The 14897-nt window shown below is 54.6% G+C and carries 12 protein-coding genes; 3 read left to right on the top strand and 9 right to left on the bottom strand.

Annotated features, from left to right (window positions below):
- Nucleotides 1–28: 28 nt before the first annotated feature.
- Together GYMC52_RS01645 and GYMC52_RS01640 are read left to right on the top strand one after the other, a co-directional pair.
- Complete coding sequence (locus GYMC52_RS01645) at nucleotides 29–802, top strand: VOC family protein (protein WP_013522835.1); 774 nt, start codon at nucleotides 29–31, stop codon at nucleotides 800–802.
- A 102-nt stretch (nucleotides 803–904) separates the two neighbouring features.
- Nucleotides 905–2380 (top strand): flavin monoamine oxidase family protein, encoded by a 1476-nt coding sequence (locus GYMC52_RS01640; protein ID WP_013522834.1) that lies wholly within the window; start codon nucleotides 905–907, stop codon nucleotides 2378–2380.
- Nucleotides 2381–2419: 39 nt separating this feature from the next.
- On the opposite strand, the gene GYMC52_RS01635 is transcribed toward GYMC52_RS01640, so the two are convergent.
- From GYMC52_RS01635 to GYMC52_RS01600, 8 genes are all read right to left on the bottom strand, one after another.
- A complete protein-coding gene (locus tag GYMC52_RS01635) occupies nucleotides 2420–2977 on the bottom strand; it encodes a TIGR00730 family Rossman fold protein (RefSeq protein WP_013522833.1) in 558 nt (185 codons plus the stop codon).
- 474 nt (nucleotides 2978–3451) lie between these two features.
- The gene (locus tag GYMC52_RS01630; protein WP_013522832.1) at nucleotides 3452–4675 is read right to left on the bottom strand and encodes a CamS family sex pheromone protein; all 1224 of its coding nucleotides are present in this window, start codon (nucleotides 4673–4675) and stop codon (nucleotides 3452–3454) included.
- The gene (ligA, locus tag GYMC52_RS01625) at nucleotides 4672–6684 is read right to left on the bottom strand and encodes an NAD-dependent DNA ligase LigA (protein WP_013522831.1); all 2013 of its coding nucleotides are present in this window, start codon (nucleotides 6682–6684) and stop codon (nucleotides 4672–4674) included. Before ligA ends, GYMC52_RS01630 begins: the two co-directional genes overlap by 4 nt.
- A gap of 20 nt (nucleotides 6685–6704) precedes the next feature.
- Nucleotides 6705–8879 carry a DNA helicase PcrA gene (gene pcrA / locus GYMC52_RS01620; protein WP_013522830.1) on the bottom strand — a complete coding sequence of 725 codons (2175 nt, stop codon included), beginning with the start codon at nucleotides 8877–8879 and terminating at the stop codon, nucleotides 6705–6707.
- Between the two features lie 28 nt (nucleotides 8880–8907).
- On the bottom strand, nucleotides 8908–9627 hold the full coding sequence (locus tag GYMC52_RS01615; RefSeq protein WP_013522829.1) for a heptaprenylglyceryl phosphate synthase: 720 nt from the start codon (nucleotides 9625–9627) through the stop codon (nucleotides 8908–8910).
- Between the two features lie 98 nt (nucleotides 9628–9725).
- A complete protein-coding gene (locus tag GYMC52_RS01610; RefSeq protein ID WP_013522828.1) occupies nucleotides 9726–10061 on the bottom strand; it encodes a YerC/YecD family TrpR-related protein in 336 nt (111 codons plus the stop codon).
- A gap of 92 nt (nucleotides 10062–10153) precedes the next feature.
- Nucleotides 10154–11164 carry a DUF3048 domain-containing protein gene (locus GYMC52_RS01605; RefSeq protein ID WP_013522827.1) on the bottom strand — a complete coding sequence of 337 codons (1011 nt, stop codon included), beginning with the start codon at nucleotides 11162–11164 and terminating at the stop codon, nucleotides 10154–10156.
- Between the two features lie 27 nt (nucleotides 11165–11191).
- Nucleotides 11192–12937, bottom strand: coding sequence for an adenine deaminase C-terminal domain-containing protein (locus GYMC52_RS01600; RefSeq protein ID WP_013522826.1), 1746 nt, complete (start codon nucleotides 12935–12937; stop codon nucleotides 11192–11194).
- Between the two features lie 97 nt (nucleotides 12938–13034).
- On the opposite strand from GYMC52_RS01600, the gene GYMC52_RS01595 reads away from it, so the two are divergent.
- Complete coding sequence (locus tag GYMC52_RS01595; RefSeq protein WP_013522825.1) at nucleotides 13035–13280, top strand: YgaP family membrane protein; 246 nt, start codon at nucleotides 13035–13037, stop codon at nucleotides 13278–13280.
- A 310-nt stretch (nucleotides 13281–13590) separates the two neighbouring features.
- Here GYMC52_RS01595 and purD read toward each other — a convergent pair whose 3' ends face one another.
- Complete coding sequence (gene purD, locus GYMC52_RS01590; protein ID WP_013522824.1) at nucleotides 13591–14883, bottom strand: phosphoribosylamine--glycine ligase; 1293 nt, start codon at nucleotides 14881–14883, stop codon at nucleotides 13591–13593.
- Between the last annotated feature and the right edge of the window lie 14 nt (nucleotides 14884–14897).

Here is a 14897-nt window from a genome sequence, read left to right as displayed (position 1 = left end):
CTATTCCATCTAGGAGGAGGTCGCCGCCATGAATGTCGCGTTTGACCATCTCGTCCACTTAACCGAACGACCGGAGCAAGCGAAAACGGCGTTTGAACAATGGGGGTTTACAGCCATCCACGGCGGCCGCCATCCGTCATGGGGAACGTATAACGCATTATGCTACTTCGAGCATTTGCGCTACATTGAGTGGATCGGCATCGCCGATGAGCAGACGGCGAAAACATGCGGAAATCCGCTCATCGCCCAGCTTGTCGCCGACCGCCAAGAAGGAAACGGCTTCTCCCAATTTGCCTTCCGCACGAACAACATCGGAGCGGTGGCGGCACATCTCAAACGAAACGGGTTTACCCCAATCGGTCCGCTCCCTGGCAGCCGCGAGCGCGATGACGGCAAGCGGCTGACATGGTCGATGCTGTTTATCGAAGACGACACAGACGGTGCATTTCGCTATCCGTTTTTCATCCAATGGGGCGACGGTGATGACGTGCGGATGAACGAGCTGGCGCCGCTCATGCACCATCAAATCGGGGCTTCTTCTTTGTCGTCCATCGGCGTCTATACGCTTGACCTTCGCCGCGCCATCGACGCGTATCGGCGGCTGTTTGGCCTTCCTGTCCCTCGCTTTGGGCGCGATGAGGCAGGGGCGTACGCTGAACTAGCCGTCGGCGGCATTGCCCTTCGTTTTTATGAAGCCGACCATCGACCGTCAACGCGCCCTTTTTTGTGCCGGCTTGTGGGTGTACAGGAGCAGCGCCGCATTGAAATCGATGGCGCGACGTATATCGTTTCCAAGCCGTGACGGGCATTCCTATTCTCACATACTCCCCTTTGCCGCGGAATAAGATGGAATAACCGCACCTTCATCCTCGCGCGGTGAAAACGGCAAAGGGGGAGTCCAACCGTGTCCCACCCGTATGTTTCTCCAAAACTTTCGATGGAAACGATGATCTCGATCATTCGAAACGGCTTAAAGAAAACCGCGGCGCCTCGACACATCGTCATCATCGGCGCCGGAATGGCCGGACTTGTCGCAGCGTCATTGCTGAAGCAAGCCGGGCATCACATCACGATTCTTGAAGCGTCCGAGCGGGTCGGCGGCCGAATCTACACGCTCCGCTCCAACTTTCGCGACGATCAGTATCTTGAAGCCGGCGCCATGCGCATCCCACACACCCATCAATTGACATTGGAATATATCAAAAAATTCAACTTGCCGCTTTACCCATTTATCAACAGCACTCCGCGCGACATTCTGTATTTTCGTGGCGTGAAAGCGCGCCTTGGTGAATATGAGCGGCATCCCGACCTCTTTGGCTTTCCGGTCGCCCCGCATGAACGAGGCAAAACCGCTTCCCAATTATTGCAAATGGCGATTCGTCCGGTCATTCAATTCATCGAACAAAATCCGGAAAAACATTGGCCGATTGTCATTGAACAACTTGACCGCTACTCGCTGGACGCCTATTTGCGCTACAACCCATTCGGTCTACCGCTGTCCGTGGGAGCCATCGATATGATCAAAGCCGTTCTCTCGTTAGAAGGATTCCCTGAACTTTCGTTTCTTGAGATGTTGCGTGAACTCATGGTGCTGTTTACGCCGAATATTCGCTTTTATGAAATTGTCGGCGGAAACGATCGGCTTCCAAAGGCGTTTTTGCCGCAGCTGAAGGACGAGATTCTCTTTAGCCATAAAGTGCAAAAAATCGTCCAGCACGAAAACGGCGTCACCATCCATGCGATCCATACGAAAATTCTTCAACCATTTCAAATCACGGCGGATCGGGTGATCGTCACCATCCCGTTTTCGATTTTGCAGTTTGTCGACATCGAACCCCGCCATTCGTTTTCCGAAAACAAATGGAAGGCCATTCGTGAACTTCATTATGCTGGTTCAACCAAAACCGGCATCCAGTTTAAAACACGATTTTGGGAAAAGGAAGGAATGTTCGGTGGAAAAACCGTTTCCGACCTACCGATTACGTATACGCAATATCCAAGCCAAGGCATTGGCACCAAAGGACCAGGTGTCGTATTGGCGAGCTATACGTGGGAAGATGACACCATTCCCTGGGACAGCTTAGGCGATGAAGAGCGGCTTGAATATACGTTAAAAAACTTAGCCGTCATCCATGGAAAACAAGTCTACCGTGAATTTGAAACCGGAACAAGCCATAGCTGGGTGCGCTATCCATACTCCGGCGGCGCCTTCACGATGATGAAGCCGAACCAAGTGACGGAGCTGTCGCCGTATATCGCGACTCCCGAAGGAAGGGTGCATTTTGCCGGGGAACACGCTTCCACCCACCACGGATGGATTCAAGGCGCCATTGAATCCGGCATCCGCGCCGCTTATGAAGTGAACAATTTGCCAGATTAGCAGGATCTACCGACGAAGCGGCAACCCTCTCCTTCATGTTCAAGAACAGCGATGATGGCGGAACGTCTTCATCCGCTCATACAGCGTCGGAACATCTCCGGCGCTGACTATAAGTCCGAGATCTTCCGGCGCGGCAAATCCGTTTTCGACCGTATGCCGAAGCAAATGAAGAAGGGGGTCGAAAAACCCGTCCACGTTGAGCAGGCCGATCGGTTTTTGGTGGAGGCCGACGCGCGACCATGAGAGCACTTCAAACAGCTCTTCATACGTCCCGTACCCTCCTGGCAGGGCGATAAACCCGTCGGCCGACTCATACATTTTCGCTTTGCGCGTATGCATCGTATCGACGACCAACAGTTCGCTCAATCCGTCATGGGCCACTTCCCGATCCTTCAAAAATTGCGGAATGACCCCAACCACGCGCCCTTGATGACGAAGCGCCGCCTCCGCGACTTCCCCCATCAAGCCGCGTTTTCCGCCGCCATAAATGAGCGTCATGCCGCTTCGGGCTAAAAACGTTCCGAGCGCTTTCGCCGCTTCCTTATATTTCTGGCTTTGTCCATAACTTGATCCGCAAAAGACACAAATGGCTTTCATGATTGATGACACACCTTTACTTGTGCAGTTTGAAAACAGACCGGATAGTCCAGCATTTCGAACAAAGGCAGCCATAGCTGCCACGTCTCTAGGAGGCTGGTGATTTAGTACAAAATGCTGCTAGTTCCAGCTATTTCTCAATTAGAAAAACCTTGCGAAATCAGCCTTCTTTTTTGGCGAAATGCCGCTGATTTGCTCGTGACAGCCGTTTTTCACCGGCCTTCTAGGTATCATTTTAACAATCTGCCTCTCATCCGACAAATCTCGGTTTCAAGCGGTTCGTTCCATGTTTGTCCGCGACGATGGGAGACGGGCGGGAGTCCTGCTTTTCCATCCCCATTCAGCCCTTTCCTCTAAAAAGAGGGTCTCAACCGTGTTGCGCTATGCGGCCTTTTAGCCTGCCTTTCTATTCGAAACAAGTGCGTCAACGAAAAACATCCCCTCTGGCTCGTCCAGAGGGGATGCGGCACGTTGTCATTGATAAATATGCACAAACGGCTCGTCTGCTTTCGCCTGGCGCACGATGAGGCTTTCCGGCTGGCCGGCCGAGGCGATGTAGACGTTAACGGTGATGTAGTCCGGGAATTTTTCCATCACCAAGCCGGTCACGTATTGGGTAAAGCCGATCACTTCCGCTTTGCCGTAAAACGGCATCGTAATGTTGATCGTTAACTTCTGAAGTTGGTCGTTGACGTACAACCCTCTGCCGACGATGCCCGTGTAGTTCGGGAAAAAGTCTTCGACGTCTGATTTAAAATTGTTGAACTTCAGCCAGTCGTCGCGATGGTTCTCTTCCGCCTCATCGGACGGGAATAAATAATATTCCTCGTTCACCGCCTCCCACTCATCGATCGTGCTGTCCCCCCCATCGACATGGGCGACGGCGAAAAAGTGGCCTGGAACAACAGATGAACGGGGCGCTTGTTTGTATAAAGCGATCGTAATCGGCACACTGCCGAGCCCTTTCATGCTCCGCAGCCGCTTCAGCACCTCGGCGGCGATCCGCTTTCCTTCCCGTTCGATGACATCGTCTTTGATTTTGACCTCGCGCGGATAGCCTTGCTCGGTCGAATAATAGTGGACGGAGTTTAACGCCAGGCCGATGGCAATGCCGCCGAGCTTTACTTTGTCGTTGTCGATCTTCACCAAATAATCATGTTCCAAAATGCTCGCCAAATAAATCGGGCTTTGTTTGTTTTTTTGTTCGTTTGTTCCCGTATCGCTGATCGGTGGGTTTAAGCCGAGGTTGTCTTCCGGCTTCATTTTCTCTTCCTTCAGCTGGCGAGTCGTCTTCTTGCGAGCGAGCCATTTTCCGACCGTCTCGCTATCTAAATATTGCCCCTCTTGGAACAAGTACTCATCCGACGGAAACTGCTCAGTGGCCAAGCGCATGAGCCCCGTCTCAAATTCGTCGACATCAAGGCGCGTATTTAAATCATTGACGACCTCCCCACGGGCCCCGGACGGTTTGAACGGAAGGATGACGCGGTAATACGAGTCGGCAATGTTGTATTTCGGGATGACGGCTTCTTGCTGTTTGCTGCCTTTGTCTTGCACGACTTCCTCACCTTTGTCAAACTTCGGCGCACACGCAGACAACAAACAAATCGAAGCGAGGCCGACAGCGGCCAACCGCTTTCGGGCCCGATTCGTCCAACGGCAGGCAACCAAACTGCGAAGTGGTGAGATTCGTTTCATCGTTTCCCCCTGCTGATCTCTTGCAAAAATCGTGATTCGTCCCAAATCTCAATGCCAAGCTGCTGGGCTTTCTCCAGCTTCGATCCGGCGTCCTCACCGGCGATGACGATGTCGGTGCTGCGGCTGACGCTGCCGGTGACGCGCCCGCCGAGCCGTTCAATCTCTTCTTTTGCCTCATTGCGCGACATCGACGCGAGTTTGCCGGTCAAGACGACCGTTTTGCCGGCGAAGGCGGAGTCAGCAGGCGCTTCAGCCGCCCGCTTCGGCCCTTTGTATGCCATGTTGACGCCGTAAAGCCGCAGCTCATGGAGCAGCTCGGCCGCTTCTGGCTGGGAAAAGAAGGCGATGATCGAGTCCGCCATTTTCTCGCCAATTTCCGGCACGGCCATCAATTCCTCTTTCGTCGCTTTTTCCAGCCGCTCCATCGTTTCAAAATGCTCAGCCAAAAGTTGGGCGGCTTTCGCTCCGACGTAGCGGATGCCAAGGCCGAACAGCAACCGCTCGAGCGAGTTTTGCTTCGATGCCTCAATCGCTGCAAGCAAGTTGGTTGCTGACTTTTCGCCCATCCGTTCCAAACCGATGAGCTGTTCTTTCGTCAGCCGGTACAAATCGGCGACATCGTGGACGAGGCCAGCGTTAAACAGTTGGGTGACGACTTTTTCGCCCAACCCTTCAATGTTCATCGCTGCTCTTGAGGCAAAATGGATGAGCCGTTCGCGCAACTGGGCCGGGCATTTCGGGTTTAAGCAACGGAGCGCCACTTCTCCATCTAGGCGGACGAGCTCGCTTTCGCATTCCGGACAATGCGTCGGCATCACAAACGGCGTTTCATCCCCGTCGCGCCGGTCGACGACGACGCCGACCACTTCCGGGATGATGTCGCCCGCTTTTTTAATGATGACCGCATCTCCGATGCGAATGTCTTTTTCCCGTATAAAATCTTCATTATGAAGAGTGGCGCGCTGCACGGTCGTGCCGGCGACGCGGACCGGCTCAAGAATCGCTGTCGGAGTGACGACGCCCGTGCGGCCGACGTTCACCTCAATGCCGATGAGCGTCGTCACCACTTCCTCGGCTGGGAATTTGTAGGCGATCGCCCAGCGCGGGCTTTTTGCCGTCGCACCAAGCTCCCGCTGTTGGGCGAACGAGTCGACTTTAATGACGATGCCGTCGATCTCGTACGGCAGCTGCGGCCGTTTTTCGTGCCACTCGTTGACGAAGGCGATCACCTCATCGATGTTGGCGCAGCGCCGCCGCTCGGGATTCACTTTAAACCCAAGCGCCTGTAAGTAGTGGAGCGCCTCGCTGTGCGACTCAATGCCAAGCTCTTCGGCATTGGCCAAACCATAAACGTACAAATCGAGCTGGCGCGACGCCGCCACTTTCGGGTCGAGCTGGCGGAGCGAGCCAGCCGCAGCGTTGCGCGGGTTGGCAAACAGCTCCTCGCCTCGGGCTTTTCGCTCCTCATTCAAGCGCAAAAACGACGCTTTCGGCATGAACGCCTCGCCGCGCGCCTCCAGCGACACCGGCTCCTTCAGCCGAAGCGGCAGTGAACGGATCGTTCTCAAATTTTCCGTAATGTCCTCGCCGGTCGTTCCGTCGCCGCGCGTCGCCCCTTGGACGAAATAACCGTCTTCATAGCGGACGGAGACGGCGAGGCCATCGATTTTCAACTCGCATACGTACGCTGCTTCGCCGACCTCTTGGCGGACGCGGCGGTCAAAATCACGCAAATCCCCTTCGTCAAACGCGTTCGCGAGACTCATCATGGGAACAACATGCGTCACTTTGCGAAACGCCTCAAGCGGAGGGCCGCCGATGCGCTGGGTCGGCGAGTCGCTCGTTTTCAATTCCGGATACTGTTCCTCGATGGCCATCAACTCTTGCATGAGCCGGTCATACTCGGCGTCCGGGACGGACGGCCGGTCGAGCACATAATATTCGTAGCCATAGCGGTGCAGCAGTTCGCGCAGCTCGGCCGCGCGCCGTTCGGCTTGTTGGCGGTCCATACGTTCACCCGTTCTCCTTTCTATACTTTCTCAATCGGCGCAAATTTAGCGAGCAGACGTTTCATGCCGATCGGGCTCGGGAAGGCGATATCGAGTTCTTGGTCGTCACCTTCGCCACGGACACTGACAACCGTACCGATTCCCCATTTCCGATGGTTCGCCCGGTCGCCGACTTTCCACACCCCGATGGCGCCGCCTGCCTGCAAGCGAGCGGACGCTGAACGGGAAACAGACGGTTTCCCGCGCGAGACTGTCTCCAGCAAATGCGCGGGAATCTCATCTAAAAAGCGCGACGGCCGGTTCATTTGGATGTTGCCAAACAGCGTCCGCATTTGCGCGTTCGTCAATACGAGCTCTTCCTCGGCCCGAGTGATGCCGACATACGCCAGCCGCCGCTCTTCTTCCATTTCATCCTCATTCTCCAGTGAACGAAGATGCGGAAAAATGCCTTCTTCCATGCCAATCAAAAACACGACCGGAAACTCAAGCCCTTTGGCGGCGTGCAGCGTCATGAAGACAACGGCATCGCCCTCGGCCGCCTGATCTGTCCCATTCAGCTCGTCCAAATCAGAAATGAGCGCCAAGTCGGTTAAAAAGGCGACGAGCGATTTATCGTCGCTTACATTTTCGAAATGCTTCGTCACCGACAAAAACTCGTCCAAGTTCTCAAGCCGGCTTTGCGCTTCAATCGTCCGTTCCGCCTTGAGCATCTCGCGGTAGCCCGATTGGTCGAGCACTTCCTCCACAAGTTCCGTCACCGGAACGTATTCTTGCAGCTGCGTCCATTGCTCAAGCTGTCCGCGAAACGCGGCGAGCGCCCCGGCCGTCTTCGTGCTGAAGCCGATCATCTCCAGCTCGCCGAGCGCTTCAAACAAGGACAGCTCATGCTCGGCCGCATAGCGGACAAGTTTGTCGATCGTAGAGGCGCCGATGCCGCGCTTTGGCACGTTGATGATGCGAAGCAAGCTCAAATCGTCATCGGGGTTGGCGATGACGCGCAAGTAAGCGAGAATGTCTTTAATTTCTTTCCGGTCATAGAACTTTAAGCCGCCGACGATTTGGTACGGAATGTTCGCTTTTAAAAACATTTCCTCGATGACGCGCGACTGGGCGTTCGTCCGATAAAGCACGGCAAAATCGCGGTAGCGGCGCTCCCCGCTCTCAACCGCCTCTTGAATGCGGCGGGCGACAAATTGCGCTTCGTCCACTTCGTTCATCGCTTCATAATAGACGATCGGCTTCCCTTCCGGGTTTTCCGTCCACAACCGCTTTGGCTTTCGATTGACGTTATGCGCAATGACTTCATTTGCCGCTTGCAAAATGCGTTTCGTCGAGCGGTAGTTTTGTTCAAGCAAAATGACTTTCGCGTTCGGGTAGTCGCGCTCAAACGATAAAATGTTGCGAATGTCCGCCCCGCGCCACCGGTAAATCGACTGGTCGGCATCGCCGACGGCGCAAATATTTTGGAACCGTTCTGCGAGCTTTTTCACCAGCGTATATTGAGCGCGGTTCGTATCCTGGTACTCATCGATATGGATGTACTGGAACTTATACTGGTAATATTGAAGCACATCCGGCACGCGGTCAAACAAGTGGATCGTCGTCATGATCAAATCGTCGAAATCGAGCGAATGATTGCGGAGAAGGCGCTGTTGATACTCTTGATACACGTCGCCGACGATCTTTTCGTAGTACGTCGACGCCCGCTTCGCGAATTGCTCGGGCGTGAGCAAATCGTTTTTCGCCCCGCTGATCGTCGCTAAAATCGTCCGCGGCTCAAATTTTTTTGGATCGATATTTTTGTCTTTCAAAATCGCTTTGATGACCGAAAGCTGATCCGTCGGGTCAAGGATGGAAAAATTGCGATTGATGCCGATGCGGTCAATGTCGCGGCGCAGCATGCGGACGCACATCGAATGGAACGTCGAAATCCACACGTCTTCCGCCGCCCCGCCTAAGAGCGCCTGCACCCGCTCCTTCATTTCACGCGCCGCTTTGTTCGTAAACGTAATGGCTAAAATATTCCACGGCGCCACCTGTTTTTCCGCCATCAAATAGGCGATCCGGTGCGTCAGCACGCGCGTTTTTCCGCTGCCCGCTCCCGCCATGATGAGCAATGGGCCTTCTGTCGTTTTAACGGCTTCTTGCTGCTCTTTGTTTAAATGCGCAAGCAGCTTTTCCGATAAAAAATTCATCATGTCCACCACCAATAAAACATATGTTCTATTTTCCGTCATCGCCGCTGCGTTGACCAGCCATCTGCTTCACCGCCGCCACCGTCGCCAACGCCTGTTCGAACGCGTCGTAAATCGCGTTGCCGACGACCACCGTATCGGCATAACGCGCCATATGCTCCGCCTGCTCAGGCGTTATGATCCCTCCGCCATAAAACAGCTGCGTCTGATCAAGCACTTGTTTCACTTTTTCCACTAAAGACGGATCGCCATAGACGCCGCTATACTCAAGGTAAAAAATCGGCAACCTGTACAAATGTGCGGCGAGGCGGGCGTACGCCACGACATCATCATCGGTGAGCGCCGCGTCGGCCTCGGCTAGCTCGGCCGCTTTGCAGGCTGGATTTAAAATGCAGTAACCTTCCGCGAAAATCTCATCCCAGTTCATGACATCGCCGTATTGTTTCACCGCCTCGTGATGACGGCCGATGATCCACTCCGCCTGCCGGCTGTTTAACACGATCGGAACCAAATATACGTCAAATCCCGGCGTCAGCGCTTCGACGTCGGTGACTTCGAGCGCGCATGGCACCGAAAAACGGCGGATGCGAGCCAATAAATCAAGCACGTTGTCGATGGTCACCCCGTCGGTTCCGCCGACGATGACGGCATCCGTTCCCGACTCGCAAAGGCGCTCAAGGCGCTCGTCATCAATCGGTTTATTCGGGTCGAGTTTAAACACATGGCGCCAAGCGCGAATCTCCTCCATAGCGGCAACCCTCCACTCATTTCTCCATTGTTCCATTATAACAAATCCGCAAAAAGAAAAGGAGTTCCTTTGCAAATGGAAGGAATCTCCTTGCCGCGTCAGTCTGTGACCGCTTCGTTGGCTTCTTTCTCTTCTTGCTGTTGCTTCTCTTTAATGCGATCGAGCGCCATGGCGTAAGCATCATTGCCGTAGTTGAGGCAGCGCTTGACGCGCGAAATCGTCGCCGTGCTCGCTCCGGTTTCCGTTTCGATTTTGTGATACGTATATCCTTCGCGCAGCATGCGGGCGACCTCGAGCCGCTGGGCGAGCGCCTGGATTTCATTCACGGTGCATAAATCATCAAAAAAACGGTAACACTCTTCTAAATCGCGCAGCGATAAAATCGCTTTAAACAGTTGATCCAACTCTCTGCCGCGCAGTTTGTCAATTTGCATAGCTGCTTCCTCCTTGCGTTTTGGCGGGAAAAATGTTGTAGCCAACCAATCTGCGAATCCACCGCCCCTTTGCCTTGCAACAGACAAGGCGGTTATGATTTCCACTGGACGATCGCCAGTTCCGGCACGATATTGATCCACGTTTTTCCCGGCACGAATCCGATCGGAGCCCCGTTATGGTACGGCAGCAGCCGGCCGTCGACGTTTTTCCATTCGATCAGCTGCATGACGCCGCCCTGCAGCAAGTACCCCTTGCCGCCGGAGACGAGGTCGATGTCGCGCCGCCCGTGGCTGTCAACCACTTGATGGTGGGCGGCGATGATCATGACGTTTTGCACGACAACCGGCTTATGCGTATCATAATCGATCGTTTGCTCGCCGCCGCTGTACCGGTAATACCCCTTTTGTTCCGAAACATATTGGTATTCGACCTGGGCATAGGCGCGATGCGAATAGGCGATGTGAACCGTCCCGACCTTCTTGCCGCTCGGCTCATCGGTGCGAAACGATAGCGGGGGAACGTTATCCGTCCAAGCATACCCGTTTTGTTCCGCCCCTTTTTCAATGTTGGCAAACGTAATGTACGAGTTGTGCGGCGCCTTGCGGAACGGGACGCGCTGAAACAATGTGCCGTCATAAAACAATCCGTTCAAATAGTCGATTCCGCCTCCCTCAAGACGCGCTTTCGCCTCCGGACTCCAGCCATGGCATACATACAGTGCATGGTAGCCTTCACTCAAGTCAATATAGTAATCACGCGCGCTTCGCACCGGTCCGACCCGCTCCGGCAATTCGCTTTGATACAACGCCAACAAACGGGTGATATCGCCCTCGGCGAGCACCTCATACACGATGTCCGCCTTGCTTAATCCCGACTGTGGGCGCGCCTTCGGGTGGTTGTTGATCATCACGCCGACGACCCGCTGATGGATGTTCCCTTTCGCCGGCAGCCCCGTCAGCGGGAACGTTTGTTGTTCCTCCGCCCGAGGCTTGGACGGCTGCTCCTGCCGAGGAGCCGGTTCGGCGTGCTTCGGCTCGCTTTTGGTCGTGCAGCCGCCTAACAACAATACCGCGCAACTGACAGCGAACAGCCAATGTTTCAATGGACACACAACCTTTTCTTTTTTATTTTACCGCATTATCGAAGGAAAGAGTACCGTTTTGTGCATGACATCATAAATCCCGCGTTGCGTGACACGCACATACGGCAGGTGGGTTGACTGTAAAAACAGCAGCGAATACACCGGGTCTTCGAATGGATATCCGCGCTCACGCAGCAAACGGACGAACGTTTTTTCTTCGTTGATCAATTCATCCACCTCTAAGGAGGACATCATGCCGCCTAAAGGAAGCGAGAGCTCAAACAAAATCTCTCCGTCCTCAGCGAGCACAATGCCGCCGCCGATCTCCTTCATCCGCCGGAAGGCGAGCATCATATCTTCCTTATGCTTGCCGATCAAAATCAAATCCCCGGTGTTCGAATAAGAACTTGCCAGCCCGCCAAGCGCCGATGAAAAACCTTTCAACATCGTATTGACGCGCCAGCGCCCGTTTCGGTCAAGCAGCACTAAAAAACATTCATCATGATCATGACCTAAACGATCGCGCGACGTATCAATCGACACGGAATACGGTTTTAAAATGACGGCGTTTTCCATGCGCAGTCCCATCGGCATCGAAAACTGCAAATCATCCCAGTCCACCTCCCATGGCAACGATAACGGCCGAATGCCAAACTGCCCCCATTCCAGATCTGGCCAGAGAGGCGGCGCTTCTCCATCGCGCTTCACCCATTCGCCTTTGGCGAGCACTTGCGCCGGCGTCGGATCGTGAGCCGAGCGCAAAAAGTTGATATGAGCGATGCGGCCGGTGGCAATGCTGCCGTGAAGATGCTCGATGCCGTAGTGGCGGGCGGCGTTGATCGTCGCCATCGCATAGGCATCGATCACCGGCACGCCATGCTCGATCGCGATGCGGATCAGCCAATCGATCACTCCATTCTCATAAAACGATGGCGGCGAGCCATCCGTCGTCAACAAGCATTTATCATAATGCCGGATGCCAAGCGCTTTCATCTCTTCAAGCAGCACCGGCAAATCGGGGCGAATCGAGGAATGCCGAAGCGCGACGGTATAGCCGTGCCAAAGGCGCATGCGCACTTCCTTTCCCGTCATTGCCTCATGATCGCCATCTGCGCCAAAGAGCGCCATTTTGACAAGCGTCTTTTCCGACGCCCCCGGAAAATGCCCTTCAATTTTGCGGCGTCGCCGATGCGCTTCTTGCATCCAGTACAAGATGATGTCATCGCCGCTCGCCACTTTTGGCCATGAGGTCAACTCACCGCCTTGAAGCACCGCCTCTTGGTCAAGCCAGCGCTTGATCCGAGCATTGGACACTTGTTCCTCTTCGCGCTCGAGCTCCGTTTGCCCATCAAATCGGCACCACCAATACATCGACGTTGGAAGCGCATTCATTTCTTGTAAAAAGAAAAGCGCTTCTTCATCATCGAGCTGCAAAAGCAAAAACAAGTTATCGTTGAGGAGTGTTGTTGTTCCGTGCGCCGCTGCATAACGGGCAAATGAATGGGGATTATATAATTGAAATGGATGGACATGCGGCTCGATGTAGCCGGGAACGAGCACATATCCACGGCAGTCGACGATTTCACACGCCTCGTCGACCTGATCAGGAAGACGCTCTCCGGCATACACGATGCGATCTCCATGGATCCATATGTTTCCTTTTACCCATTCACGAAAATACGAGTGCAAATACGTCGCATTCACCAATACTTTCGTCGGCGATTGTTTGCCATCAATCACCGCTGCTTGTGCACGCAGTTCGCTGCCTTTCCATCGGTAACGTTGTTCGCCCATTGATACCCCGTCCCTTGTTTCCTAATCGTTCCATACAACCATTTTAACGCACAAAAGCGACTTTCACAATAAAAAATATTAAGGAGGGGACAGACCGATGGCGAATATCGGCATTGTGAACGCATTGATTCGCATCACGGTTGGCCTGACTGTCATCGCCTGGGCCACCGCCCGCCTGGCTCGGCGGCCTTGGTGCACATCCTATTTGTGGGCCGCTTTGCTTGGAGCGATGAAAGTCGGAGAAGGGATCACCCGTTTTTGTCCGATGACCGCTCTGTTTGACAATATGCAGCGCCGACAGCTGCTTGAAGAGGAAAAGGAAGCGGTCGTCAATCCGACATGAGGGAGGACATCCGTTCGACGTTGCGCACCGCTTTTTCCAATATCCTCCATCCCACCGTCATTCGGCAACATTTTTCGCATCGTGAGTGATGCGTGCTGCTTCGGTATCGAAGCGGCCCGTGAAGAGTGCAGACTGTCAACGAAAGAGAAGAAAGCAACATGATTCGCGGCTTGGCATTGTGGACTAGCCAAACATCATCAAAAAAGGTGTCCCATACTTGGGACACCTTCGACTACAAAGGAGTGAACCACCTTGCTGCTCGAGTATATGACCGATATGTCGTTCGTATTGGCCGCGTTAATCGGCGGCATTATCGCCCTTTCATACGTGTATATGCGGCGGAGGCGCGTTCGATAGCGCGCCGGCCGATATCGCGGCGGTAAAATAAGCCGTCACAGTCGATCGCGGCCAATTGCTCGTACGCTCTTTCCTTCGCTTCGGCAAGCGTCTCCCCTTTGGCCGCTAACAGGAGAACGCGTCCGCCATTGGTGTACCATGCGCCGCCTTCTCGTTTGGTGCCAGCATGGAACAACAACGCATCAGGGGAAATTCGGTCCAACCCGCGGATTTCGGCCCCGCGCTCGTACGCGCCGGGGTAACCTTTCGCTGCCAGCACGACGCCAAGCACCGCCTCGTCCGTCCATTCAAGCTCCAACTCTTTTCCATCCATCACCGCTAGTACCGCTTCCACCAAATCGGTCTTCAGCCGCGGTAGCACGACTTGTGCCTCTGGGTCGCCAAAACGGGCGTTGAATTCGATCACTTTCGGCCCCGTTGCTGTTTCGATCAGCCCGGCATACAGCACGCCGGTAAACGGCCGGCCTTCAGCCACTAACGCTTTGGCGGCCGGACGCAAGATCGTCTCCAGCGCTGTTTCCACCGTCTCCGCCGAGATTTGCGGCACCGGCGAGTAGGCTCCCATGCCGCCGGTGTTCGGTCCTTCGTCTCCGTCATACGCCCGCTTATGGTCTTGGGCGATGGAGAGCGGATACACCTTCTCGCCGTTAACGAACGCCATAAACGAAAATTCTTCCCCTTCTAAATACTCCTCAATGACAACTTGACTGCCGGCTGTGCCGAATTGTCCGTCGACAAGCGCTGCCTTCGCCGCGGCAAGCGCGTCTTCCACCGTTTGGGCGACGGTGACGCCTTTTCCGGCGGCCAATCCGTCCGCTTTCACGACGATCGGCGCGCCTTTTTGTTCAATGTACGCTTTCGCTTCTTCGTATGACGTAAAGGTCGCATGGTCCGCCGTTGGGATGCCGTATTTCTTCATCAGCTCTTTGGCAAACGCCTTGCTTCCTTCGATGAGCGCCGCCCTCTGGCTTGGGCCGAAAATGCGAAGCCCCTCGGCCATAAAACGGTCAACAATGCCGGAAGCAAGCGGCGCTTCCGGCCCGACGATCGTCAAATCGATCGCCTGTTGTTTCGCAAACTGCACCAATGCCTCAATATCGAGCTCATCAATAGGAATCAGTTCCGCCACGTCCGCGATGCCCGGGTTTCCCGGCGCTACATACAGCTTGCCAACAAGCGGGCTTTGCGCCGCTTTCCAGGCGATGGCGTGCTCGCGCCCGCCTCGTCCGATGACCAGTACATTCATCGTCTCCCTCTCCT

Source organism: Geobacillus sp. Y412MC52 (genome assembly GCF_000174795.2).
GTDB classification, from domain to species: Bacteria; Bacillota; Bacilli; order Bacillales; family Anoxybacillaceae; genus Geobacillus; species Geobacillus thermoleovorans.
The sequence above is the reverse complement of the archived record's forward strand: the minus strand, read 5'-3'. Positions and strand labels throughout refer to the sequence as shown.

Coding starts and splice junctions, on each gene's coding strand:
- GYMC52_RS01635 (WP_013522833.1), bottom strand. CDS start 2,977: ATGAAAGCCATTTGTGTCTTTTGCGGATCAAGTTATGGACAAAGCCAG.
- pcrA (WP_013522830.1), bottom strand. CDS start 8,879: ATGAATTTTTTATCGGAAAAGCTGCTTGCGCATTTAAACAAAGAGCAG.
- GYMC52_RS01610 (WP_013522828.1), bottom strand. CDS start 10,061: ATGCAAATTGACAAACTGCGCGGCAGAGAGTTGGATCAACTGTTTAAA.
- GYMC52_RS01645 (WP_013522835.1), top strand. CDS start 29: ATGAATGTCGCGTTTGACCATCTCGTCCACTTAACCGAACGACCGGAG.
- purD (WP_013522824.1), bottom strand. CDS start 14,883: ATGAATGTACTGGTCATCGGACGAGGCGGGCGCGAGCACGCCATCGCC.
- GYMC52_RS01615 (WP_013522829.1), bottom strand. CDS start 9,627: ATGGAGGAGATTCGCGCTTGGCGCCATGTGTTTAAACTCGACCCGAAT.
- GYMC52_RS01600 (WP_013522826.1), bottom strand. CDS start 12,937: ATGGGCGAACAACGTTACCGATGGAAAGGCAGCGAACTGCGTGCACAA.
- GYMC52_RS01595 (WP_013522825.1), top strand. CDS start 13,035: ATGGCGAATATCGGCATTGTGAACGCATTGATTCGCATCACGGTTGGC.
- GYMC52_RS01630 (WP_013522832.1), bottom strand. CDS start 4,675: ATGAAACGAATCTCACCACTTCGCAGTTTGGTTGCCTGCCGTTGGACG.
- ligA (WP_013522831.1), bottom strand. CDS start 6,684: ATGGACCGCCAACAAGCCGAACGGCGCGCGGCCGAGCTGCGCGAACTG.